The organism is Gemmatirosa kalamazoonensis (genome assembly GCF_000522985.1).
In the GTDB taxonomy this organism is placed as follows: domain Bacteria; phylum Gemmatimonadota; class Gemmatimonadetes; order Gemmatimonadales; family Gemmatimonadaceae; genus Gemmatirosa; species Gemmatirosa kalamazoonensis.
On sequence record NZ_CP007130.1, the window covers coordinates 469,049 to 491,842 of the forward strand.

Genomic DNA, 22,794 nt, shown 5'->3' on the forward strand with positions numbered 1-22,794 from the left:
AGGACTCGACGTTCTGTTCGGCCGGTTCGAGGTGCTCGGCGAGAACCATGGGGATCCAGCGGCGATGAAGAGGATCTCGAGATCTTGTTGATCGCACGTGGATCCCCAGAGTACTCGCCTGCCACCTCGCCCCATCGGTGTGCGCTGCGGCCCTCTGCGTCCGCTGCGGTCGACGACCGGTCAGCGCCGCGCCGGACCCCACAGCCGCAGCTGCTGGATCCCCCACACCGTCCCCGCCGGCGTCTCCGGCGCGTCGGCGCCGTCGCCGGTGAGCGTGATGCGAACGAAGCGCGCCCGCGTCGGCGCGAACGAGACGCTCGTGATCGCGCCCGTCCCCTCGCCGGCGACCGCCGTGCTCCACGTCGCGCCGTCGCTCGACAGCTCCACGCGGTAGGCGCGCGGGTACGTGAGCGGCGTCGGCGCGTCGCGGCCGGCGTTAGGCACCGCGACGCGCGCCGTGGGCGACTCGAACTGCAGCTCGGTGAGCAGCGCTGGCGCCGGCAGCTCCACCTGGAGCCACATCCCGGCGGCCTGCGCGGCGCCGCTCGTCCACCCCGCGTAGTCGAACGCGCCGCGCGCGCGCTCCGCGTTGTGGCTCGCCGTCGCCTTCCACGTGGGCTGCGGGCGCAGCTCCACCGGCATGCTCGCGGCCAGCTCGGCGTACGTCCACGGCGTGCGCCGCGCGGCGGTCGCGGCGCGGACGCGGGCCACGTCGCGCGTCGTCACCGGCGTGGCGCGGTTGCCCAACGCGAGGCGCACGTACGACGCGACGGCGGCGATCCACGCGTCGTCGTGGTCGCCCATCGGCGCCATGAGCGCGCCCTGGTAGGTGCGCCCGTCGATCGGCCCGGTCAGGCCCCGCAGCAGCGTCTTCACGACGTAGTCGCGGTGGCCCTGCACGCGCGGGCTGCCGGCGAGCATCGGCGCGACGAGGCGGCCGTCGGCCGTGCGCACGCCGCGCCCGCCCTCGCCGTGGCACTGCGAGCACAGCTCGGTGAACACCGTGTCGCCGCGCGCGACGAGCGCCGCCTCGGCCACGGTGAGCGCGGCGCCGTTGCCGTTCGTGACGCGCGCCGGCGGCGGGGCAAGAAGCTGCGCGCCGACGACCTGCACGCCGCGCGCGGGGTTCGCGGCCATCGTCGCGCGCGCGACGTCGGCCGCGCCGCGCACCTTCAGCGTGGCGAGCGTCATCATCGCCTGCAGCGCGACGTCGACGCTCGGGTCGCGGGCGAGCGCGCGCCACCGCGCGGCGAACGTCGTGTCGCCGGCCTTGTACAGCGTCTCGCTCGCGCGGATCGCCTGCACGCGCATGCGGGGGCTCGGGTCCGCGAGCGCGGCGCGCACGAGCGGCGCGTCGAGCGCGCCGAGGCCCTCGAGCGTCCACAGCGCGTGGAAGCGCGCGACGAGCATCGTGTCGCGTCGCACGATGTCGCGCAGCGCCGGCGCGACGGAGCGGTCGCCCTTCAGCACGAGCAGCTGCTGCGCCATGTCGCGCCACCAGCCGTTCGGGTGGCGCAGGTGCGTCACGAGCTGCGCCGGCGTCTCGTCGAGCATGCGCGGGCGCGTGGTGTCGCGCGGAAGCGCTTCGAACGACAGCCGCCAGATGCGCCCGCGGCCGATCGCGCGCTCCAGGCCGTACTGCTCGATCTTCGCGCGGATGTGGCTCCCGCGGGGCGTCCACTGCGACTCCTGGATGATGCCGCGGTACATGTCGACGACGTACACCGTGCCGTCGGGTGCCGTGGCCATGTCGGTGGGACGGAACAGCGGGTCGATCGACCGCACGAACTCCGCGCGCTCCGGCTGATACACGTTGTGGAGCTGCGTGAGCCCCTCGGTCACCACCGGGTGGATGCGCCGCACGATGCGCGCGACCGGCTCGCCGTACAGGTAGTCGCCGAGCAGATCGTTAGGCATGCGGTGCCCGCGCACGACGTCGTTCCCGGCCGAGCCGGTGACCTCCTTCAACGTGCCGTCGGCGCGCGACGCGGTGGGGCCGGGCTGGAAGTCGCCGACGCCGGCGAGCCCGAACGGCTCCTTGAAGCCCGGGGCCAGCTCGTCGGGCACCTTGAACGCGCCGTAGACGATCGGGAACTGGAAGTACGACGGCACGCCGCTCGCCCCGCCCTGGAACCACACCTTGCCGTCGTCGTCCTGCGTCACGCCCCACTGCGCGCCGTTCGGCCCCGTCGGCTCGCGCAGCATGCCGTTAGGCGTGGGGCGGATGCGGAACGCGTTGTACGTGCTGTACAGCCAGTTGTCCATCGCCCAGGTGAGGAACGCCTGCTGGTGCTCGACGTTCCCGGAGCGGCCGTAGCGCGTGGTGAACAGCTCCTTCCGGTCCGCCTTGCCGTCGCCGTCGGTGTCCGTGTACTTCCACACCTCGTCGGCGTTCGACTCCATCGTGAGGACGGCGTTCTTCCCCCACGGCAGCACGAAGCGCGGGAACACGAGCCCGTCGACGAACACCGTGTGCTTCTCGTACACGCCGTCGTTGTCGGCGTCCTCGTGCACCGAGATGCGGCCGCCGGGCGCGAGCTCGCCGGTCGCGTCGGCGTCCTGCATGTAGGTGCGCAGCTCGAGCACGAACATCCGCCCGTTGCCGTCGAACGCGATCGCCGCCGGCTCGGCGATGTCGGGCTCCGTGAGCACGGGATCGATGCGCCAGCCAGGCTGCAGCACGAACCGCTGCTGCTCCTCGCGCGGCGACACGGGGACGATGGCGGGCTCCTTCGTCGTCGTGTCGGTGATCGGCGCGATGGGGCGGCCGCCGTTCGGGCGCACGGGCGGCTCCTGCTGCGCCGATGCCGTGTGCAGGGCGATCGTGCCTAACAGGACGGCGATCGTAGTGGGCGAACGGGGTGCGAGCCTGGGCATGGGTTGGACGTGAGGATGGGCGGGCGAGGTGAGAACTCACTGGGGATCCGAGAGCGATCGGCAGGATCTCGGGATAGGGGGGAGGCCCTCGCACCGAGGTGCGTTTCCCTATCCGAAGATCCCGAAGATCGCACTTGGATCCCCATGCGGTGTGCTCTCGCCTCGTGCCTTGCACTCATCGCGCGCCGCGGCTCACGAGCGCCTCGAACCGCGGGTGCCCACGGAGCGAGGCGTAGAATCCGTCCACACGGAGGCGATTCACCGAGAGGTTTGACGGGGGACCGACGGCGCGCTCGAGCTGCGACACGGCGGCGTCGCGGTCGCCGAGGAACAGGTAGGCCTCGGCCAGGCTCATCGCGACGACCATCTCGTCGAACAGGTGACGCGGTCGGCGCTGCACCTCGCGCAAGGCCGCGACGTAGCGCAGCGCTTCGTCGCGATGTCCCTGGCACGCCGCTGTCGAGGCGAGTGCCCTGACGACGTTCAGGTCGGCCGTGCCCGTCACGACGGGCGCCGTATCCGGCACGGGGCGGCCCCGTCCGATGATGGCGCGATTCGAGTCGCAGTACGCCACCGCGCGTGCGCGCGCTCCCTTGCGGTGCCAGAACTGCGCCTTGACGTAGTAGTACCCGCTGCTGTCGTCCGACGTCGGCACCGGGAAGTCGGCGAGCGTGAGCGCCTCGAGGCGGCCCTCGTACGGCTCGCCGAGGACCGCCGTGGCGTCGGCCCACCAGTCGGTGACCAGCGCGCGCGTCACCGCGACCGCGCCGAGTCGCCGGACCGCGCTGTCGAGCACCGCGCGCGCGGCGACGACGCCGGCGCCGGCGTCGATGAGGGCGACCGCCTTGTCGCTGTAGCCCGTGAAGTCGTCGGGCGCCAGCGCGATCGAATGGTCCGCGTAGCGGAGTGCTTCCGGGTAACGCCCCGCGGCCCGGAAGAAGCGCGACGCCTGGCCCGAAGGCCTTCGCGGGTCGAGCTCCGCTGCGCGCGCCATCATCGCGAGCCCCTCGTTCAGCGTCGGGCGCTGCCAGAACAGATGGGCGCCCAGCGTGACGAGCACGACCACGTCGTTAGGCCGTGCCCGATACGCGGCGCGCATCGCCTCGACCGCGCGCACGGGATCGCCGTCCATCGCGATCGCGAACGCAGCCACGGCCATGTGCGTCTCGGCCGCATTCGGGGCGAGCCGCTGCGCGCTGTCGAGCGCTTGCCGGGCCAGCGCCACGTTGGCGCCCATCGCGAAGCTCGGACTTTCCAGTAGCGCCGCCCGCGCGGCCGCGAGCTTCGCCCAGGCGAGTCCGAACCCCGGGTCGAGCGCCACCGACCGCGCGTACGCCTCTATGACCTCCTCGAACCGCGCCGCGCTCAAGTAGGCCGTGCTCTGCTCGATCACGAGGCCGCGCAGATACTGGTCGTACGCCGCCGCGTTCCGGGTCGGGACGGTTGCGACCTCGAGACGCTGGCGCTCGTCGAGCGCGACGTCGAGCGCGCGCGCCACGTGGTCCGCGATGTCGGCCTGCACCTGGAACACGTCGGTCGGCTCGGCGGTGTACGGCGCCGTCCAGCGCGTGATCCCGTCGTCGACGTGAACCAGCGCCGGCCGCACCTGCACGCGCCGCACGCCGTCCGCCCCGCGCTCCCACTGCACCACGCCGTGGAGCACGTACGCGACACCGAGCTCCCGCCCGATGTTGCGCAGCGGCTTCGTCGTGCCGCGATACTGCACCGTGCTGTGCCCGTCGATCACCCCGAGCGATGGCAGTGTGGCGAGCTGTCCGCGGATCGCGTCCGCGAGCCCCTGCGCGAAGTAGTCGTCCGCGTCGGGCCCCAGGTTGTCGAACGGCAGCACGGCGACGCGGGTGCCTAACGGATGGCTCGCCCGCGGCCCGTTTGTTCGCAGCCGACTCCTGACGGCCACTCCGGCGCCTGCGGCAACGAGTAGGACGAGCCCGCACGCGATCATCACCCGCCGACGCCGCGCGGACGGAGCACGCCCCGACAATGCAGCGGCGCGACGCGGCGCCACCGCCGGGAGCAGCTCGTCGAGCTCGCGGACGACCGCGTTCGCGCTCTGCGGCCGAGCGTCGGCGTGCTTCGCGAGCAGCCGCGCGATCAGCGCCGCGAGCGCGGGCGGCACCTCCGGCCGCCGATCGGCAAGCGGCCCGGGGGCTTCGGTAATGTGCGCCGCGACAAGCTGCTGCGGGGTCTTCGCGGCGAACGGGTGTGCGCCCGCCAGTGCTTCGTACGCCAGCACGCCTAACGCGTAGAGGTCGACGCGGTGATCGGCTGCAGGGTCGCCGAGGGCCTGCTCGGGCGCCATGTACGCTGGCGTGCCCACCGCGACGCCGGCCGCGGTGGCAGTGGTGAGAGCCGCGGCGTCCGCCACGCCACCCGCGTGCGTCGCGGCGGCGAGGGCCTTGGCGATGCCGAAGTCCGCGACCACCGCGTGCCCGCCGGAGAGCAGGACGTTCTCCGGCTTCAGATCGCGGTGCACCACCCCGGCGTCGTGCGCGTAGGCCAGCGCGTCGGCCAGCTCGCGCATAAGGCGAACGACCCCGGCCACCGGGAGGGCGCCTTCGCGTGTGAGCCGCTGCCGCAGGCTCTCGCCCTCGACGTACGGCATCGTGTAGAACGGCAGCCCGTCGATCTCGCCCGCCACGTGCACGGGTACCACGTGCGGGTGCTGGAGACCGGCCGCGAGCCGAACCTCTCGCTCGAAGCGCCAGGCCGAGAGACCGGCGGCGAGGTCCGGCCGCAGCACCTTGACCACCACGCGCCGGCCGAGCCGCGCGTCGCGCGCGACGAACACGCGCGACATCCCGCCTCCACCGAGCTCGCGCTCGATGGTGTAGGCGTCGCCCAGCGCTCGCGCCAGGCGCGGAGTCAGGACGTCTCCGTCGGCTCCAGTCGAGTCAACCGCGCGTCCGCGCTCCGGTGTCGCTCTGGTGTCCCCGGCGTCGCTCACGAGGCCTCCTCAACGGGACGCCGTGCCTAACGATCGTATGTAGCGCACGAGCGACGCCACCTCCACGTCGCTCAGCACCCCCCGGAACGACGGCATCCCCGGCTCGAAGCCGCGCACGATGTCCGCCGTCGGGTCCAGGATCGACCGGCGGAGGTACGCGTCGTCCGCGCGCGCGCGCTCGTGCCGCTCGCGAGCGGCACCGTGGCGCCGTACAGCCCCTTGAACGTCGGCCCCGTCTTGCCCGCGGTCGTGCCGTCCACCGAGTGGCAACCGACGCACCCTTTCTCGCGGTAGAGCCGGGCCCCGAGCGCCGCCGTGGCCGATCCGTTAGGCACCGCCCCCACCGTCGGCGCCGCGTCCGCGCGCCGCGCGAGCGCGCGCCAGTCGACGCCGCGGAACCCCGCGCCGTTCAGGTCGAGCGTGTCCGTCGCGTTCACCGTGAGCCACAGCGTGTCGCGGAGCCGCGTGCCGTCGCGCGCACGGAGGTCGTAGCCGAGCTGCATCTGCATCGCCGGGCGCATGCGCGGCACGACGAGCAGCAGCGCGCGCCCGTCGCCCGACACGCGCGCGGCGACGGGGAGCGTCTCCTCGCCCGCGGTGCCATCGAGCTTGTAGTGCCCCGAGCCGTAGTCGGAGCTGCGCACGTAGTTCCACCGCCTCAGCGTGTAGCGCGCCGCGTCGCCGGCCACCGAGGCGTCGAGCGGCGTCGCGAAGCGCACGACGATCCCCTGCGCGCCGGCGCGGACCGCCGTCGGCAGCCGGCTCGGCCGCCCGGTGTAGCGGAGCCGCACGAGGCTCGACACCTCCGTCGCCTTCGAGCCCCACACGCTGAAGCCGGCGAGGTAGAGCTGTCCGTCGGGGCCCGTGCGGCCTTTCAGCGTCGGCGCGCGGTAGTCGCCGGGGAGCGCGACGAGCGCGCCCTGCACCACGGAGCGCGTCGTGTCGACGTAGACGCGGAACGGGCCCGGGCGGCCGTACGAGAGATGGACGAGCGCGTCGCCGCCGAATCCCATCCGGTCGCCGCGCACGAACACCTCGCCGGCGCCCGACTGGTCGACCTCGTGCGGGATCCACAGCACCGGCGTCTCCGGCGGCGGCGGGTCGGCGCGGTGCGCGGTCGCGGGCACGCCGTAGTAGCCGCCGTCGCGCAGCAGGAACACCGGCGTCGACGGCACGAAGTTGCCCTGCTGGTCCGACGCCGCGATCGCGCCGGTGCGCGGATCGACGCCGATGATCGGCTCGCGCAGCCCCGTGGCGAACGCGCGGATGCTGCGGCCGTCGGCCGAGACCTCCTGCACCGTGCCCGCCTGCCCCGAGCCGGCGCGGAAGCCGGGCATGATCGCCGCCGACGTCTTCGGGCCGAGGTCGAGCGCGCCGCCGATCGCGAGGTAGAAGCCGCCGCCCGGCTTCGCGCCCATGCCTAACGGGAACTCGCGCGACTCGCCCGACTGCGCGGTGAGGTTGGTGAAGTTCTCGTAGAAATCGGCCTCGCCGTCGCCGTTCAGGTCGCGCAGCCGTACGAGCCCCTGCCGATCGTGCACGTAGATCGTGTCCCGCACGACGGCGATGCTGAGCGGCTCGTACAGCCCAGACGCGAAGCGGCGCCACGACAGCCGCGCGAGCCCGCGGTCGATCCCCGACACGATCCACACGTCGCCCTCGAACGTGACGACCGCGGCGCGACCGTCGGCGAAGAAGTCGAGGTCCGCGACGCGCACGTTGCGCCGCCACGCGTTCGGCAGCGGGAGCGTGAGCCGGTCGAGGACGTAATCCGCGCTGTCGGGCGCGGCGACGCCGTGGGTGGTCGCGACGGCCGGCCAGTGCGCCGGTCCGCCGCGCTCGTGCTCGGCCATCCGCACCGGCGCGGCGAGCAGCGACGCGAGCGCGCCGCGCGCCGCCGCGGCGCCTCGCCACGCCGTGACACGGAACGTGCCCCCCGCGCCGGCGGGGATGCGCAGCACGACGTGGCGCCCGTGCTCGACGGCGAGCGCCGCGCCGTCAGGCGCGCCGGTGACGCTCACCGCGGTGACCGTGTCGCGCGCCGGGCCCTGGAACACGAGCGCCGTGTCGCCGAGCACCGCGGCGTCCGTGCCGCCCACCACGTCGGCGACGACGAGCGTGAGCGGCTGCCGCGCGGCGCCGGTGCGCACGGTGCGCGTGAGCGCGACCTGTCCGCCCACCGCCGCGCTGCCGAGCTGCTCGCGCACCTCGGTGCCGGCGACGGTGTACGAGAGCACGGCCTCGCGTCCCGCGACGTAGACGCCGTTCCATCGTCCGCGCTCGGGCGCGATCGGCCCACGGCCGACGGCGTCGGGGTTCGGGCCGGGGGGCCGCGGATCGGCGAAGTCGGCGCCGGGGTTCCAGCCCGGGTACACGCCCGTCGCGACGATCGGCGTGCCCAACACGCGCGGGATCGCGTTGTTCTTGTTCCCCGGCTGCTGATACGACACCTGCGCCATCGTCGTCATCGACACGAAGCCGCCGTGCCACGCCGCCGCGACGCGCAGCAGGTCGGTGTCGAAGCACGCGTACGCGTCGTTGCCCAGCATCACGATCACGCAGCGCACGCCGAGGTTCCGCGTCGGGAACGCGGGGCCGAGCTTCCCCGCGTCGACCGTGGAGACGATGAACGGGAAGCCGGGCTCCACGAACGGCGCGAACGGATCGTCGCTGCGCGCGAACGCCGCCGTGCCTAACAGCGCGGCGGCGCCCCACCGCCACGCGCGCGTCACGGCCGCACCGCGGGCAGGAACCGCTCGACGGCGCGGAGGAACTCGTCGACGTCGAGCGGCTTCGTGAGATAGGCGTCGGCGCCCGACGCGCGCAGCCGCTCCAGCGACGCCGGCGTCGCGTCGGCGCTCACCACGATCACCGGGATCGACGCCGTGCGCGGATCGGCGCGCAGCCGGCGCAGCACCTCGTCGCCGGGGATGTCGGGCAGATGCAGGTCGAGCAGCACGACGTCGGGCACGTACTCGCGCGCGAGCGCGACGCCGAGCTGTCCCTGCAGCGCGGGGATCGTGCGCCAGCCGGGACGCGACAGCAGGATCGTCTCGACGAGGCTCAGGTTCGCGAGGTTGTCCTCGACGTAGAGCAGCGTCGCCTCGCGATGCGGCGCCTGCACGACCGCGTGCCCGCCGGTCTCGTCGAACGTGCGCATCGGATCGGCGGCGACGGCGAGGTCGACGCGGAACACGCTGCCCTCCGGCCCCGTGGACTCGAGCGCGAGCCCGCCGCCCATCGCCTCGCACAGCCGCTTCGACAGCGCGAGCCCGAGCCCGGTCCCCTCGATCTCCGTCTGCTCGGCGCCGAGCCGCGCGAACGGCGTGAAGAGCTGGTCGACACGGTCGGTGGGAATGCCGCTGCCGCCGTCCTCCACGCGCACCGCCCACCGCCCGTCATCGCGCGCCGCGACGATGCGCACGTGGCCGCCGCGTCGGTTGTACTTGATCGCGTTCGACAGGAGGTTGAGCAGCACCTGCGCGAGCCGCTGGCGATCGGCCTGCGCCCACGCGCCGTCGGGCCAGCGTCCCTCGCGCAGCTCCACGCCGCACTGCTGCGCCAGCGGCCGCACGAGCCCGAGCACCTCGCCGAGCACCGGGCCTAACGCGACCGGCTCCAGCGAGAACCGCTCGCGTCCGGCCTCGATGCGCGAGATCTCGAGCACCTCGTTGATGAGGCTCAGCAGGTGGCGCCCCGCCTTCAGGATGTGCTGTACCGACTTCGCCTGCGTCGGGGGCAGCTCGTTGCGCGCGAGCAGCTGGCCGAAGCCGAGGATGGAGTTCATCGGCGTGCGCAGCTCGTGGCTCATGCGCGACAGGAACTCGCTCTTCGCGCGGTTCGCGCGCTCGGCTTCCTCCTTCGCGCGCGCGAGCGCCTCCTCGGCCTGCGTGCGCTCGGTGATGTCGCGGGCGAACGCGATGGCGCCCTCCGCGAACGAGTCGGGCGCGAGCGTGCGTCCCATGTACTCGAACACGCGCCAGCTCCCGTCCTTGTGGCGCACGCGTGCCGGCACCGTGATCACCTGGCCGGGATGCTCGGCCACCCATCGCAGCGCGTCGACGAGCTTCTGCGCGTCGTCGGGATGTGTCATGTCGGGCGGGCGGAAGCCGAGCACCTCCTCCGGCTTGTAGCCGAGCATCCGCTCCGCCGACGGGCCGACGTAGGTGAGCGCGCCCGTCGGGTCGCAGATCATCACCCAGTCGCTCGTGTTCTCGATGATGCGACGGAAGTGCTCCTCGCGCTCGCTCAGCGCACGCTCGGCTTCCTTGCGTTCGGCGATCTCCTCGGCCAGCGCGGCATTGCTCGCCGCCAGCTCCGCGGTGCGCTCGGCGACGCGGCGCTCCAGCTCCTCGTACGCGCGGCGCAGCGCGGCCTCGGCGGCCTTGCGGTCGTTGATGCCGCGCGCCATGGCGAGGATGCGGTCGACGCCGCGGATGGTGACGCGGCGCAGCGTCATCTCCGACCACACCGGGCTGCCGTCCTTGTGCCGCGACAGCCACTCGAAGCGCTGCGGCTCGCCGGCGAGCGCGCGGGTCGCGTAGCCCCACGCGCGCTCGGTCGTGTAGCCCGCGTCGGCGTCGGTCAGGCCCTCGAGGCCGATCGTCTTCAACTCGTCCGCGGAGTAGCCCATCAGCTCGCACGCGGCCTCGTTCACCTCGAGCACCGCGCCGGTGGTCATGTCGTGCAGGAACATCGCGTCCGACGCGCCCTGGAAGATCGCGCGGTAGCTCTCCTCGGACGCGCGCAGCGCGAGCTCGGTGCCGCGCCGCTCGGTGACGTCGAGCGACGTGCCGATGACGCGGGTGAGCGCGCCGTCGGGGCCGGGTACGAGCTTGCCGCGCGCCTGCAGCAGCCGCACCTCGCCGTCCGGGCGCACGATGCGGAAGTCCACGGTAACCGGCTCGCCCGCGGCCAGCTCCGACATCGCCGCGTCGATGGTCGCCCGGTCGTCGGGGTGCACCATCGCCATGAATTCCGAGTGCGTGCGCGGCGCGGTCGTCTCGTCGACGCCGTGGATGCGCCGCAGCTCGCGCGACCACCGGATGCCGTCGGTCGCGAGGTCGATCTCCCAGCTCCCGAGCCCCGCGATCTGCTCCAGCAGGTCCATCTGCTGCTCGCGCTCGCGCAGCTTCTGTTCGGCGCCGCGGCCGTCGGACGGCGGGTCGTACGTGGGGGCGGACGGCGGAGTGTGCGGCAGCACCATGACGAGCGGGGGGCTCTGGAGGTCGGGGCGACGGGGGCCTCCCGGAGAGGCGCCCGACAACATGCGGCCGGGGCACGCCCCCCGCAAAGCCGATCTCCACGCGAACGGCCGGCGACCCCCGTGACGGGGACCGCCGGCCGGATGCGGGCGCTGCCTAACGCGCGCCTAGCGCGGCGCGGTGGCCGGCGCGGGCGGTGCCACGCCGGCGCCGGGCGGCGCGGCGACGGGCGCCGGCGGGGCGGGCATGGTCGGCACGAAGTCGGCGTACATCGGCGTCGACGCCAGCACCGCGCGCTCGTCGTCGGTCATGTCGATGCCGATGTCGCCGAACAGCGGCGTCGTGAGGTACCGCTCGCCCGTGTCGGGGAGCATGCAGAGGATCGTCGATCCCTGCGGCGCCTCCTGCGCGACCTTCATCGCCGCGGCGAACGTGCCGCCCGCCGAGATGCCGACGAAGATCCCCTCCTCGCGCGCGAGCCGCCGGCTCCACTGCATCGCCTCCGGCGCGGGCACCGGGATCACCTGGTCGACGTGCCCGGCGCCAAGGGCGTCACCGGTGAGCTTCGGGATGAAGTCGGGGCTCCACCCCTGGATCGGGTGCGGCTTCCACGCGGGATGGCGCGATGCGCCGGAGCCGTCGGGGTTCCGCTCCTGCGCGGAGCCGCTGCCGACCATCGGCGCGTCGGCCGGCTCGGCCAGCACGACCTTCGTCTCGGGACGCTCCTTCTCGAGCACGCGCGCGACGCCCTTCAGCGTGCCGCCGGTGCCGAAGCCCGTCACCCAGTAGTCGAGCCGCTGGCCGGCGAAGTCGTCGACGATCTCGCGCGCGGTGGTGCGCGAGTGGAAGTCGGCGTTCGCCTCGTTCTCGAACTGCCGCGTGAGGAACCAGCCGTGCGCCTGGGCGAGCTCGATCGCCTTCTTCACCATGCCGATGCCCCCCGCGGGCGCCGGCGTCAGCACGACCTTCGCGCCGAGGAAGCGCATGAGCTTCCGGCGCTCGACGCTGAACGACTCCGCCATCGTGACGACGAGCGGGTAGCCCTTCTGCGCGCACACCATGGCGAGGCCGATGCCGGTGTTGCCGCTCGTCGCCTCGATGACGGTCTGGCCCGGCTTCAACGTGCCGTCGCGCTCCGCGGCCTCGATGACGCCGAGCGCGAGACGGTCCTTCACCGAGCCGAGCGGGTTGAACGCCTCGATCTTGACGTAGAGGTCGACCCCTGGCGGCGCGAGCTTGCTCACCTTCACCACCGGCGTGTGGCCGATGGTCTCGAGGATGTTGGCGTATCTGGTCATGGGCGTACGCTGCCGGTGAAAGGAGGGACCCGGGGCCCGCCGGCGCGGCGCCGGCGGTTTCTCGCGGAGAGTATGGCCCGCGCGGGCTCGCTCGGCCAGCGTCCCTGTGAGCAGCCGCAGCGGTCTCGGCTGCGCGCCTCCCGGACTCCACGTACGGGTTCGTGTGGGACTGAAGAAGGACTCAAGGAGGACTGAAGAAGGAAACACCAACAGAGCTGTTGGTCCTTCTTCAGTCCTTCTTCAGTCCTTCTTCAGTCCTCCATAAACACGTACGTGGACCCCCGCTCGGCGCGCCTAACGGACGGCCGGCGTCAGGACGATCTTGCGGAAGTCGACCCGCCCGTGATCGCCCTGCAGGTAGATCGGCCCCGGCTCGCCCTCGTTCGCGTCCAGCGCACCGCCGGTGGGGCCGGGGATGAGCTGGTCGGCGATGACGGTCTTGCCGTTCAGGACGACGGTGACGCGGCGGCCGACGAGCGTGATGTCGTACGTCTGCCACTCCTCGGGCGCGCGCGCCGCGTCCTCGATCGGCGCGAGGAAGCCGTAGACGCCGCCCACCTCGTCGACGTGCGGGATCGTGCGGCGCTCGCTGTCCTCGATCTGCACCTCGTAGCGGCCGCGCAGGTAGATGCCGCTGTTGCTCCCCTTCGGGTAGCGGAACTCGACGTGCAGCTTGAAGTCGTCGAACTTCCGGTTCGTGACGAGGTTCGCGCCGCCGCCGCCGTTCGTCAGCACACCGTCGGCGACGTGCCACTTGTTCTCGCCGCGCGCCGACCAGCCGGTGATGTCCTTGCCGTTGAACAGCGCGATCGGTGTGCCCCACTTCGGCGTGGGTCGCACGAGATCGGGCGCGCGCACCGCGGTGTAGCTCATGCTCTGGCCGTCGGGCATGGTGAGCGTGCCGGTGAGCTTGTCGCCGGCGAGCGTGCCCTCGACGCGCAGGTCGCCGGTGCCGCGCTCCCACTGCGGCGGGATGGCGAAGCGCACCGTGCCGTTCGCGAACTCCACGCGGCTCACCGGCCGCGCGCTGCCGACGATGGCCACGAAGCGGCCGACGAGCGTGCCGTTGCCGGACGGCATCACCTCGAGCCACGACGGCGCGCTGCCGTTCGGCGTGGCGAGCGTGAAGTCCCAGCGGCCGATGATCGGCGCCTCGCTGTGCTGCGCGGCGGCGTCCGTCGCTCCGCCCAGGATGGCCGCGGCGACGAGCGCGACGAACGGCAGCGTGCGACGTGCGAACGAGGATGACATGTCAGATGGACTCCTCTCGGGTGAGGCCCGCCGCGGCCGCCGCGTCGGCGACGATCTCGCGCTCGGCGCACTCGTGGATCAGCGTGGCGGGCCAGGACGGGTCGTAGCGGTCGGTGCCTAACATACGCGACAGCGTGAGGCGCTTGCCGGCACCCCACACGACCATCGACGCCGCGCGCGACGAGACGATCGTGTCCACGCCGACGCTCACGCCGTGGTGCGGCACAGCGTCGAGCGTGCCGAACGCGGGAAAGGTCTGCAGGTTGTCGCGGCGCGTCTCCTCCGAGAGCGGGATGACGCGCGTACGGCTGTCGCGCGGGCTGCCGGGCGGGTTGAACGCGACGTGCCCGTCGCTCGCGCCCGACGCGAGCAGGAAGAAGTCGATCCCTCCCGCGTCGGCGAGGCGTGCGTCGTAGGCCGCGGGATCGCGCGGATCCGGGAACCACACCGCGTCGTCGGACACGCCTAACGGCCCGGCGATCTCGTGCCGCGCGAAGTGATGGCACGACCACGGCGACTCGGCCGAGGCGTGCGCGAGCGCGTCACCCCGCGGTACGAGGTACTCGTCCATCAGTGCCAGCACGAGGTGGCCGACGTCCTGCCCCGTCTCCGCGCGCCGGCGCGCCATGGCCGAGAAGATCGGCCGCGGCGTGCGCCCCGTCGGGCAGCCGAGCACGAAGCGGCGGCCCGCCAGGCGCGCCTGCTCGATGCGCGCGAGCAGCCGCTCGCCGAGGTCCTCGCCGATCGCCTCGGGGGTCGGCAGGATGCGCAGTGGCGTGCGGCTCACGCGAGCGCGGCCTCCGCCAGCTCCGGCTTCTTCCAGAGATCGATCGGCTTCACGATCCCCGTCGGCCGGAACGGCATCGCGATCTTGCGGCCGAGTCCCGCGGAGGCGTAGGCGGCGTAGAGCACCTCCTGCACGACGCGCCCCGTCTCGCCGTCGGCGATCGGCGTCTCGAGCCCGCGCACGCACCGCGCGAAGTGCCGCATCTCCTGCGGGAAGCCGTAGTTCCAGTGCTCCTCGAACACGGGATACGACCAGCCCGTGGTGAGCGACGCCTTCTCCACGGCGTAGCCGAAGCCGGCCTCGGAGTATGTCGGCAGCGCGTTGCCCATGAGCAGGTCGGCGTAGCACTGCCCCTTGTCGCCGAAGACCTCGACGGAGTCGTCCATGCCGCCGGGCTTCGTCCACGAGTTCTCCACGACGCCGACCGCGCCGCCCTCGAACTCCATGATGCACAGCGCCTCGTCGTCGCCGGCGGTGCGCGCGCCGTGCACCTGCGTGGAGAGCTGCGCGTACACGCTCTTCACCTTCGGCTTGCCGAGGAACCACCAGCAGAACGCGATCCCGTGGCAGCCGAGGTCCATGAGCGCGCCGCCGCCGGAGCGGTCCACGTCCCAGAACCAGTCGGCGTGCGGACCGTTGTGCTTCTCGCCCTGCTTCACGAGATGCACGCGTCCGAATGCGCCCTCGTCGGCCATGCGCTTCGCCTTCACGTACTTCGGCGCGAAGAACAGCTCCTCGGCGTACAGGAGCAGCACGCCCGCCTTCGCGCACGCGTCGAGCATCGCGTCGGCCTCCTCGAGCGTGACGCAGAGCGGCTTCTCGCACACGACGTGCTTCCCCGCGGCCGCCGCGGCGACGGTGATCTCGGCGTGCAGGTAGTTCGGCGCGGTGATCGACACCAGCTCGACGTTCGGGTCGCGCAGCAGGTCGCGGTAGTCGGCGTAGTGCGCGGCGATGCCGTAGCGGCGCGCGCGAAGTCTTCCGCGTTCCCCGGCGTGGGCGACGCGACGGCGACGACCTCCGCCTCGTCGGGGATCATCTTCACCGAGCCCGCGATGCAGTCGGCCTGGAAGCGCGAGCCGACGATCCCGATACGAACACGGGACATGTGGATGAGTGCTCGTGGTGAGAGTAGGTGCTGCGTGGCTGCGTGGCTGCGTGGCTGCGTGGGCACGTTGGGCCGTTACGCAGCCACGCAGCCACGCAGCTCGTCGTTCATCCCCACGCGGGCTGCCCGGGGGCGAGATCGGTGCATCCCACCCACTTGCCGGGGATCATCGTGAACCGCAGCGCGCGCGTCATGCCGATCTCGGACGAGAAGTAGGCGCGGTTCGCCAGCTCGCGCGCGAGGTGGAACCAGTGCGCGTCGCCGGCGCGCTTCGCCTCGGCGTCGACGTCGCGAAGAATCCGCTCGCGCTCGGCCTGCGGCCGCGACGCGAAGCCGGCGTGCCGGGCGCGGAAGTCGCGCAGCCCGTCGGCCACCTTGCGCTGCGCGGCGGCGTCGTAGCAGTCGGCGAGCAGCAGGTGGATGCCGGCCTTCGCGCCCGCGGCCCTCGCGCCGGGCGACGACGGGGTGTCGGGGAGCAGCGTGTCGGCGATCGACTCCAGCAATGCGTCGTCGTCCGCCGGCGCCGTCTCGCGCGCGCACGCGGCGACCGCGCCGCCCACCAGCGCGAGCTTGACGGCCTCTCGTCGGTTCATCACAGGGAGCGCCTCTTCATCTCGTCCACCGCGTGGTTCGCCGCGCGCGCCGTGAGCGCCATGTAGAGAATGCTCGGACTCTGGTTGCCGGTCGACGTCATGCACGCGCCGTCGGTGACGAAGACGTTGGGTACGGCGTGGAGCTGGTTCCAGGCGTTCAGCATCGACGTCTTCGGATCACGGCCCATGCGGCAGCCGCCCATCTCGTGGATGTCGAGCCCCGGGTTCCACCGCTTGTCGTGCGTCCAGATCTTCGTCGCGCCGGCGGCGGCGAGCATCTCCTGCGACTGCGTGAACCAGTCCTTGATCATGCGCTCGTCGTTGTCGTCGTAGCCCACCGACGTGACGAGCAGCGGGATCCCCCACTGGTCCGTCTTCGACTCGTGCAGGCGCACGTGGTTGTCGAACTTCGGGATCGTCTCGCCCTGGAGGTACATGTAGATCCCCCACGGGCCGGGGTGCGTCTGGGCGTCCTTGTACGCGGCGCCCACCGTCTCCGTCGTCGGTGCGCCGCGCTCGCGGTAGCCGTCGACGAACGTCGTGTAGCCGCCGACGAAGTCGGTGTCCTGCTTGCCGAGGTTGCGGAAGTTCACGAGGATCGCCTCGGTCGGGTTGCGGCCGAAGTAGTACTTGTCCTCGAACATCCCCTCGAGCCGCCCGCCCGCCTCGGCGCGGTAGTTGTGGTGGCAGACGTAGTGGCCCAACACGCCATGGTCGTTCCCGAGCCCGTGCGGGAAGCGCGACGACGTGGAGTTCAGCAGCACCAGGTTCGTGTTCAGCGCCGACGCGTTCATGAAGATCACGCGCGCGCGGAACTCGTGCACGGCGTGCGTCTCGGCGTCGATCACGCGCACGCCCGACGCGCGACCCGTGCGCTCGTCGTACAGCACCGAGTGCACGACGGAGTGCGGCCGCACGGTGAGGTTCCCCGTCTTCGCGGCCCACGGCAGCGTCGACGCGTTGGAGCTGAAGTAGCCGCCGAACGGACAGCCGCGCATACACAGGTTGCGCGCCTGGCACGTGCCGCGCCCCTGCTGCAGGTGGATCGCCTTCGGCTGCGACAGGTGCGCCCAGCGGCCCTGGACGACGTGGCGGTCGGTGTACTTCGCAGCGAGCGCGTCGCGGAAGTGCGCCTGCGCGCAGTCGAGATCGAACGGCGGCAGGAACTCGCCGTCGGGCATCGCGTCGAGATGGTCCGCGTTGCCGCAGACGCCGATGAACTGCTCGACGTGCGAGTACCACGGCGCGACGTCGTCGTAGCCGATGGGCCAGTTCACGCCGTAGCCGAGCGTCTCCGGCGCGACGAACTCGTGGCGGCTCCACCGCTGGCACGCGCGCCCCCAGATGAGCGACTTGCCGCCGACCTGGTAGCCGCGGACCCAGTCGAACGGCCGCTCCTGCACGTACGGATGGTCGGCGTCCTTCACGAAGAAGTGCGCCGTGTCCTCGCCGTAGCCGGCGGCCTTGGAGATGAGCGGGTTCTGCTCCACGAGCTTGCGCGGCGTGGCGCCGCGATGCGGCAGCTCCCACGGCGCGAGGTTCATCGTGGGATAGTCCTTCAGGTGCGTCACGAGGCGGCCACGCTCGAGGACGAGCGTCTTGAGGCCGTGGTCGCACAGCTCCTTCGCCGCCCAGCCGCCGGAGATGCCGGAGCCGACGACGATGGCGTCGTAGGTGGTGTCGGGCATGGCGGCAACGTACGCGCGCGCGCGCGGAGCGGCCAGCAGGGTGCCGCGCCGTGACGAATGGCCATTGACGCCCCGGACCGTGGAACCCATATATGTGGCACTTCCACACAACGAGGTCGTCGCGATGCTCGTCGACGAGTTGAAGAAGGGGACCACGCCGCTGCTCGTGCTCGCGCTGCTCGAGGTCCAGCCGCGCCACGGCTACGAGCTCTCCAAGCTCCTCGATGCGCAGTCGCGCGGCGTCGTCCACATCCACGCGGCGTCGCTCTACCCGCTGCTCTACCGCCTCGAGCGCGACGGCTGGATCGAGGGACGCTGGGTGGAGAAGCCCGGCCAGCGGCGCCGCCGCTACTACCACATTACCGCCGAAGGCAAGCGACAGCTCCGCGCCCAACGCCGCGAGTGGGCCGACTTCGTGCGCGCCGTCGGCCAGCTCGCGGGGGTGGAGTATGCCTGAGCCTCGTCCCGCGTCGGATCGCCCCGACTGGCGTGACGCGATCCGCGCCCACCTCGCCGACGCGCGACTCGCCGCCGCCGACGAGGCGGAGGTCGCCGAGGAGCTGCGCCAACATCTCGACGACCACTACGACGAGGCGCGCCGCCGCGGCGCCACCGACGCCGCCGCGCGCGCGAGCGCGCTCGCGGAGCTCGGCGACGACGAGCAGCTCCCGCGCCGTCTGCGCGCCTCGGTGGCGCATCGCGCCGAGCCCGTGCCGTTAGGCGCCCGCTCCGGCGGCGGCGGCGTGCGCGGCTTCCTCGCCGACGTCCGCATCGGCGTGCGGCTGCTGCGCCGGTCGCCGGGGTTCACCGCGGTGGCCGTCGCGACACTCGCTCTCGGCATCGGCGCGAACACGACGGTGTTCAGCATCGTCGACTCGCTCCTGCTCCGCCCCATGCCCGGGGTCGCGCACCCGGCGGAGCTCGTGCTCATCGGGCGCACGCAGGAGGGACAGGGGTTCGACACGTTCTCGTATCCCGACTTCCGCGACTACCAGGCGAGCGCGCGCACGCTCGCCGGCGTCGCCGCGTACGACCCACTCGCCGTGCACCTCAGCACCGGGGGCGCGAGCGACCGGGCGCGCGCGCGGCGCTCGTCTCGGGCGACTTCTTCCGCGTCCTCGGCATGACGCCCGCGCTCGGCCGCACGTTCCTCCCCGAGGAGGACGGCGCGCCTAACGCGCATCCGGTCGTCGTGCTCGGGCACGGGCTGTGGCAGCGGCGCTTCGGCGGCGATCCGCGCGTCATCGGCCGCACGGTGATCCTGAACGCGCACCCGTTCACCGTCGTCGGCGTCGCCGCGCGCGGCTTCATCGGCGTGCAGCGCGACGACCCGGTCGAGCTGTTCGTGCCGCTCGCGATGACGGGGCAGATCCGCGGCTGGGATCGCATGCTCGGTCAGCGCGACGCGGTGTGGCTCCAGCTGTTCGGGCGCCGCGCGGCAGGCGTGCCGCTTCCCGCGGTGGAGTCGGAGCTGCGGGGCATCGCGCGGCGGCTCGAGACGCAGTACCCGGAGTCGAACCACGGGCGCGGCGCGACGGTGGTTGCTGGCATCGGCTTCGACCCCGGCTCGCGGCAGCAGGCGCGCGCGTTCACCGGCGTGCTGTTCGGCGTGGTGGCGCTCGTGCTGCTCATCGCGTGCGCGAACGTCGCGAACCTGCTGCTCGCCCGCGCGAGCGCCCGCCAGCGCGAGATCTCGCTGCGCGCGTCGCTCGGCGCGAGCCGCGGCCGCCTCGTGCGCCAGCTGCTGGCCGAGGGACTGCTGCTCGCGACGCTCGCCGGCATCGCGGGGCTCGCGCTCGGCGCATGGACGGCGAGCCTCGTCGGGCGGCTGCCGGTGTTCGTCGACAACGAGCTGCACGTGGACGCGATCCCGAGCCCGAGCGTGCTCGCCTTCACGGCGGCGGTCGCGCTCGTGAGCGCGCTGCTGTTCGGGCTCCCGGCGGCGTGGCGCGCGTCGCGCGTGGATCTCGTCGGCTCGCTGAAGGCGGGCGCGCCCGGCAGCGGCGACGCACGCTCGCGGGCGCGGGGCGCGCTGCTGGTCGGTCAGCTCGCGCTCTCGCTCGTGCTGCTCGCCGCCGCGGGGCTCTTCCTCCGTACGCTCGGCCGGCTCCACGCGGTGGACCCGGGCTTCGCGACGGACCGCGTGCTCGTCGCCCGCGTCGACGTCGAGCTGCAGGGCTACGACCAGGCGCGCGGGCGGCGGTTCTACACCGAGCTCGCGCGGCGCGCCGCGGGGCTGCCCGGTGTGCGCGCGGCGAGCCTGGCGTACATGATCCCGTTAGGCGGCGGCGGGTGGGACACGCGGATCTTCCGCGCCGACGTCGTGCCCGCGCCGGAGGTCGAGGGGCTCAAGACGGACATGAACGCCGTCGACCCGGCGTACTTCCGCACGATGGGCATGACGATCACGCGCGGCCGCGGCTTCACCGACGCCGACCGCGACGGCGCACCGGCGGTGGCGGTCGTGAACGACGCGGTGGCGAGCGCGTTGTGGCCCGGCGAGAACCCGATCGGCAAGCAGTTCCGCCGTGGTCGCGACGGCGCGCCGCTCGAGGTGGTCGGCGTGGTGCGCGCGGCGAAGTACCGCTCGCTGCTCGAGCCGCCGCGTCCCTTCCTCTACTTACCGTTCGCGCAGTCGTACCTGTCGCCGATGACGCTGCACCTCGCCACGGCCGGCGACCCGGGCGCGCTCCGCGAACCGGTGCGCCGCCTGGTGCACGATCTCGACCCCGACCTGCCGGTCTACGCGGTGCAGACGCTGGCCGAGCGGCTCGACGAGTCGATCGGCGCGCAGCGCACCGCGGCGACGATGGTGGGCGCGTACGGCGCGCTGGCGCTGCTCGTCGCCGCGGTCGGGCTCTACGGCGCGATGGCGTACTCGGTCTCGCGCCGCACCCGCGAGATCGGGGTCCGCATGGCGCTCGGCGCCCGGCAGTCGTCGGTGCTGCGCGAGGTGCTCGTGGAGGCGGGCCGACTGGCGGCGATCGGCGCGGCGTTAGGCCTCGCGGCGGCGATCCCCGCGACGGGGCTGCTGCGGAGCCAGCTCTTCGGCGTGTCGCCGGGCGATCCGCTCACGCTCGTCGCGGTCGCGCTCGTGCTGGGGCTCGTGTCGCTCGCGGCGGCGTACCTGCCGGCGCGGCGGGCGACGCGCGTGGATCCGGTGGTCGCGCTGCGGGCGGAGTGAGGTGCGCCTCGGACGACTCCACGTACGTGTTTCACTAGGACTGAAGAAGGACTGAAGGAGGACTGAAGAAGGAACCTCTCAAGTGTCCTTCTTCAGTCCTCCTTCAGTCCTTCTTCAGTCCAACGCACACTCGTACGTGGAGTCCTGATGGCCGCGCCTTGCCACGCGACCGCGCGGAATCTATCTCCAAGGGCACTCTCGCCCCGAGATCCCGATGCGCGCCCGCCTAACGATCCTCGCTCTCGCCCTCGCGACGCCCGCCGCCGCGCAGATCCCCGCCGCGAAGCTCGCCGCGTACAAGAAGGCCGTCGCGCAGGACGTCGACGCGCGGCGGAAGTTCACGCAGCAGATGACCGATCAGATCTTCAGCTACGGCGAGCTGGGGTTCCAGGAGGTCGAGACGTCGAAGTATCTCGTGAAGCTGCTGCGCGACTCCGGCTTCACCGTCACCGAGGGTGTCGCCGGGATCCCCACCGCGTGGGTGGCGACGTGGGGGAGCGGCAAGCCGTTCATCTCGTTGGGCGCCGACATCGACGACATCCCGCAGGCGTCGCAGAAGCCCGGCGTCGCCTGCCGCGAGCCGATGGTGCCGGGCGCGCCCGGGCACGGCGAGGGGCACAACGCCGGCCAGGCCGTAAACGTGACCGCGGCCCTCGCCGTGCGCGCGCTCATGCAGCGCGAGCATCTGCCCGGCACGATCCAGATCTGGCCCGGGGTCGCCGAGGAGCTCGGCGGCGCGAAGGCGTACTTCGTGCGCGCGGGCATGTACAAGGACGCCGACGTCGTGCTGTTCGCGCACGTCGCGAACAACATGAGCGTGAGCTACGGCGACTTCCCCGGCACGGGGAACATCTCCGCGGTGTTCTCGTTCCAGGGGCAGAGCGCGCACGCCGGCGCGGCGCCGTGGCGCGGCCGCAGCGCGCTCGACGCCGCGGAGCTCATGGACGTCGGCTGGAACTTCCGCCGGGAGCACCTGCGCCCGTCGCAGCGCTCGCACAACGTCATCAAGGACGGCGGTGACCAGCCGAACGTCGTGCCGGCCACCGCGTCGACGTGGTACTACTTCCGCGAGCTCGACGGCCCGCACGTGCAGGAGCTGTTCGACACCGGGATGGAGATCGCGCAGGGCGCGGCGATGATGACGGGCACCAAGCTCGCGAGCGTGCGCATCCTCGGCTCGGCGTGGCCCGGCCACTTCAACCGGCCGATCGCCGAGGCGATGTACGAGAACATCAAGGCGGTCGGGCTGCCGAAGTGGGACGCCGCCGACCAGGCGCTCGCGAAGGGCGTGCAGCGCGAGATCAAGGTCCCCGAGCAGGGGCTCGACACGGTGCTCACGCCGCAGCAGACGCACGCGCTCACCGACGCCGAGCGTACCGCCGGCTACTCGGACGACATCGGCGACATCTCGTGGAACGTCCCGACCGTCGTGCTCTCCTACCCGTCGAACATCCCGAACCTGCCCGGGCACAACTGGGCGAACGCGATCGCGATGGCGACGCCGATCGCGCACAAGGGCGCGACCGCGGGCGCGAAGGTGCAGGCGATGACGATGCTCGACGTGTTGGGCAGGCCGCAGCTCGTGCGCGACGCGTGGAGCTACTTCCGCGACGTGCAGACGAAGACGATCAAGTACGCGCCGTTCGTGCGGCCGACCGACGAGCCGGCCGTGGAGCTCAATCGCGACATCATGGGCCGGTACCGCGACGCGATGCGCCCGTTCTACTACGATCCGTCGAAGTACGAGACCTATCTGCAGCAGTTGGGCGTGTCCTACCCGACCGTCAGGCGCGCCGACGGATCGTGCGGGGCGCCGACGACGGTGCCGTGAGCGACGCA

Annotated in this window: 13 protein-coding genes and 1 pseudogene; 4 read left to right on the top strand and 10 right to left on the bottom strand. The window is 72.5% G+C overall.

Features of this window, described 5'->3' with window-relative positions; genetic code table 11:
* Positions 1-180: 180 nt before the first annotated feature.
* The 10 genes from J421_RS29805 to J421_RS29850 form a co-directional block, all read right to left on the bottom strand.
* Positions 181-2,877 (bottom strand): DUF7133 domain-containing protein, encoded by a 2,697-nt coding sequence (locus J421_RS29805; protein WP_025414787.1) that lies wholly within the window; start codon positions 2,875-2,877, stop codon positions 181-183.
* Positions 2,878-3,052: 175 nt separating this feature from the next.
* Positions 3,053-5,695, bottom strand: a complete 2,643-nt coding sequence (locus J421_RS29810) for a protein kinase domain-containing protein (protein ID WP_104023498.1) — start codon at positions 5,693-5,695, stop codon at positions 3,053-3,055.
* Positions 5,696-5,913: 218 nt separating this feature from the next.
* Positions 5,914-8,574: a DUF6797 domain-containing protein gene (locus J421_RS29815; protein ID WP_025414789.1), complete on the bottom strand. Its 2,661-nt coding sequence runs from the start codon at positions 8,572-8,574 to the stop codon at positions 5,914-5,916.
* On the bottom strand, positions 8,571-11,045 hold the full coding sequence (locus J421_RS29820; protein ID WP_158508988.1) for a hybrid sensor histidine kinase/response regulator: 2,475 nt from the start codon (positions 11,043-11,045) through the stop codon (positions 8,571-8,573). The genes J421_RS29815 and J421_RS29820 overlap by 4 nt, the downstream gene beginning before the upstream one ends.
* A gap of 168 nt (positions 11,046-11,213) precedes the next feature.
* Positions 11,214-12,344, bottom strand: a complete 1,131-nt coding sequence (locus J421_RS29825) for a PLP-dependent cysteine synthase family protein (RefSeq protein ID WP_025414791.1) — start codon at positions 12,342-12,344, stop codon at positions 11,214-11,216.
* A 294-nt stretch (positions 12,345-12,638) separates the two neighbouring features.
* Entirely contained in the window at positions 12,639-13,595 is a 957-nt protein-coding gene (locus J421_RS29830; protein ID WP_025414792.1) for a 3-keto-disaccharide hydrolase, read from the bottom strand.
* 1 nt (position 13,596) lies between these two features.
* Complete coding sequence (locus J421_RS29835; protein WP_025414793.1) at positions 13,597-14,382, bottom strand: 6-phosphogluconolactonase; 786 nt, start codon at positions 14,380-14,382, stop codon at positions 13,597-13,599.
* Positions 14,379-15,629: a Gfo/Idh/MocA family protein gene (locus J421_RS29840; protein ID WP_312845264.1), complete on the bottom strand. Its 1,251-nt coding sequence runs from the start codon at positions 15,627-15,629 to the stop codon at positions 14,379-14,381. Before J421_RS29840 ends, J421_RS29835 begins: the two co-directional genes overlap by 4 nt.
* Positions 15,598-16,083, bottom strand: coding sequence for a gluconate 2-dehydrogenase subunit 3 family protein (locus tag J421_RS29845; protein ID WP_025414794.1), 486 nt, complete (start codon positions 16,081-16,083; stop codon positions 15,598-15,600). The genes J421_RS29840 and J421_RS29845 overlap by 32 nt, the downstream gene beginning before the upstream one ends.
* On the bottom strand, positions 16,083-17,771 hold the full coding sequence (locus tag J421_RS29850; RefSeq protein ID WP_025414795.1) for a GMC oxidoreductase: 1,689 nt from the start codon (positions 17,769-17,771) through the stop codon (positions 16,083-16,085). Before J421_RS29850 ends, J421_RS29845 begins: the two co-directional genes overlap by 1 nt.
* A 94-nt stretch (positions 17,772-17,865) precedes the next feature.
* On the opposite strand from J421_RS29850, the gene J421_RS29855 reads away from it, so the two are divergent.
* From J421_RS29855 to J421_RS29870, 4 genes and pseudogenes are all read left to right on the top strand, one after another.
* Positions 17,866-18,228, top strand: coding sequence for a PadR family transcriptional regulator (locus J421_RS29855; RefSeq protein ID WP_236646399.1), 363 nt, complete (start codon positions 17,866-17,868; stop codon positions 18,226-18,228).
* Positions 18,221-18,898: a permease prefix domain 1-containing protein gene (locus tag J421_RS29860; RefSeq protein WP_025414797.1), complete on the top strand. Its 678-nt coding sequence runs from the start codon at positions 18,221-18,223 to the stop codon at positions 18,896-18,898. Before J421_RS29855 ends, J421_RS29860 begins: the two co-directional genes overlap by 8 nt.
* Positions 18,853-20,955 (top strand): annotated as a pseudogene (locus J421_RS29865) (ABC transporter permease); the annotation flags it as partial. The gene J421_RS29860 and the pseudogene J421_RS29865, both read left to right, overlap by 46 nt.
* A 214-nt stretch (positions 20,956-21,169) precedes the next feature.
* Entirely contained in the window at positions 21,170-22,786 is a 1,617-nt protein-coding gene (locus tag J421_RS29870) for an amidohydrolase (RefSeq protein ID WP_104023500.1), read from the top strand.
* Positions 22,787-22,794: the final 8 nt, after the last annotated feature.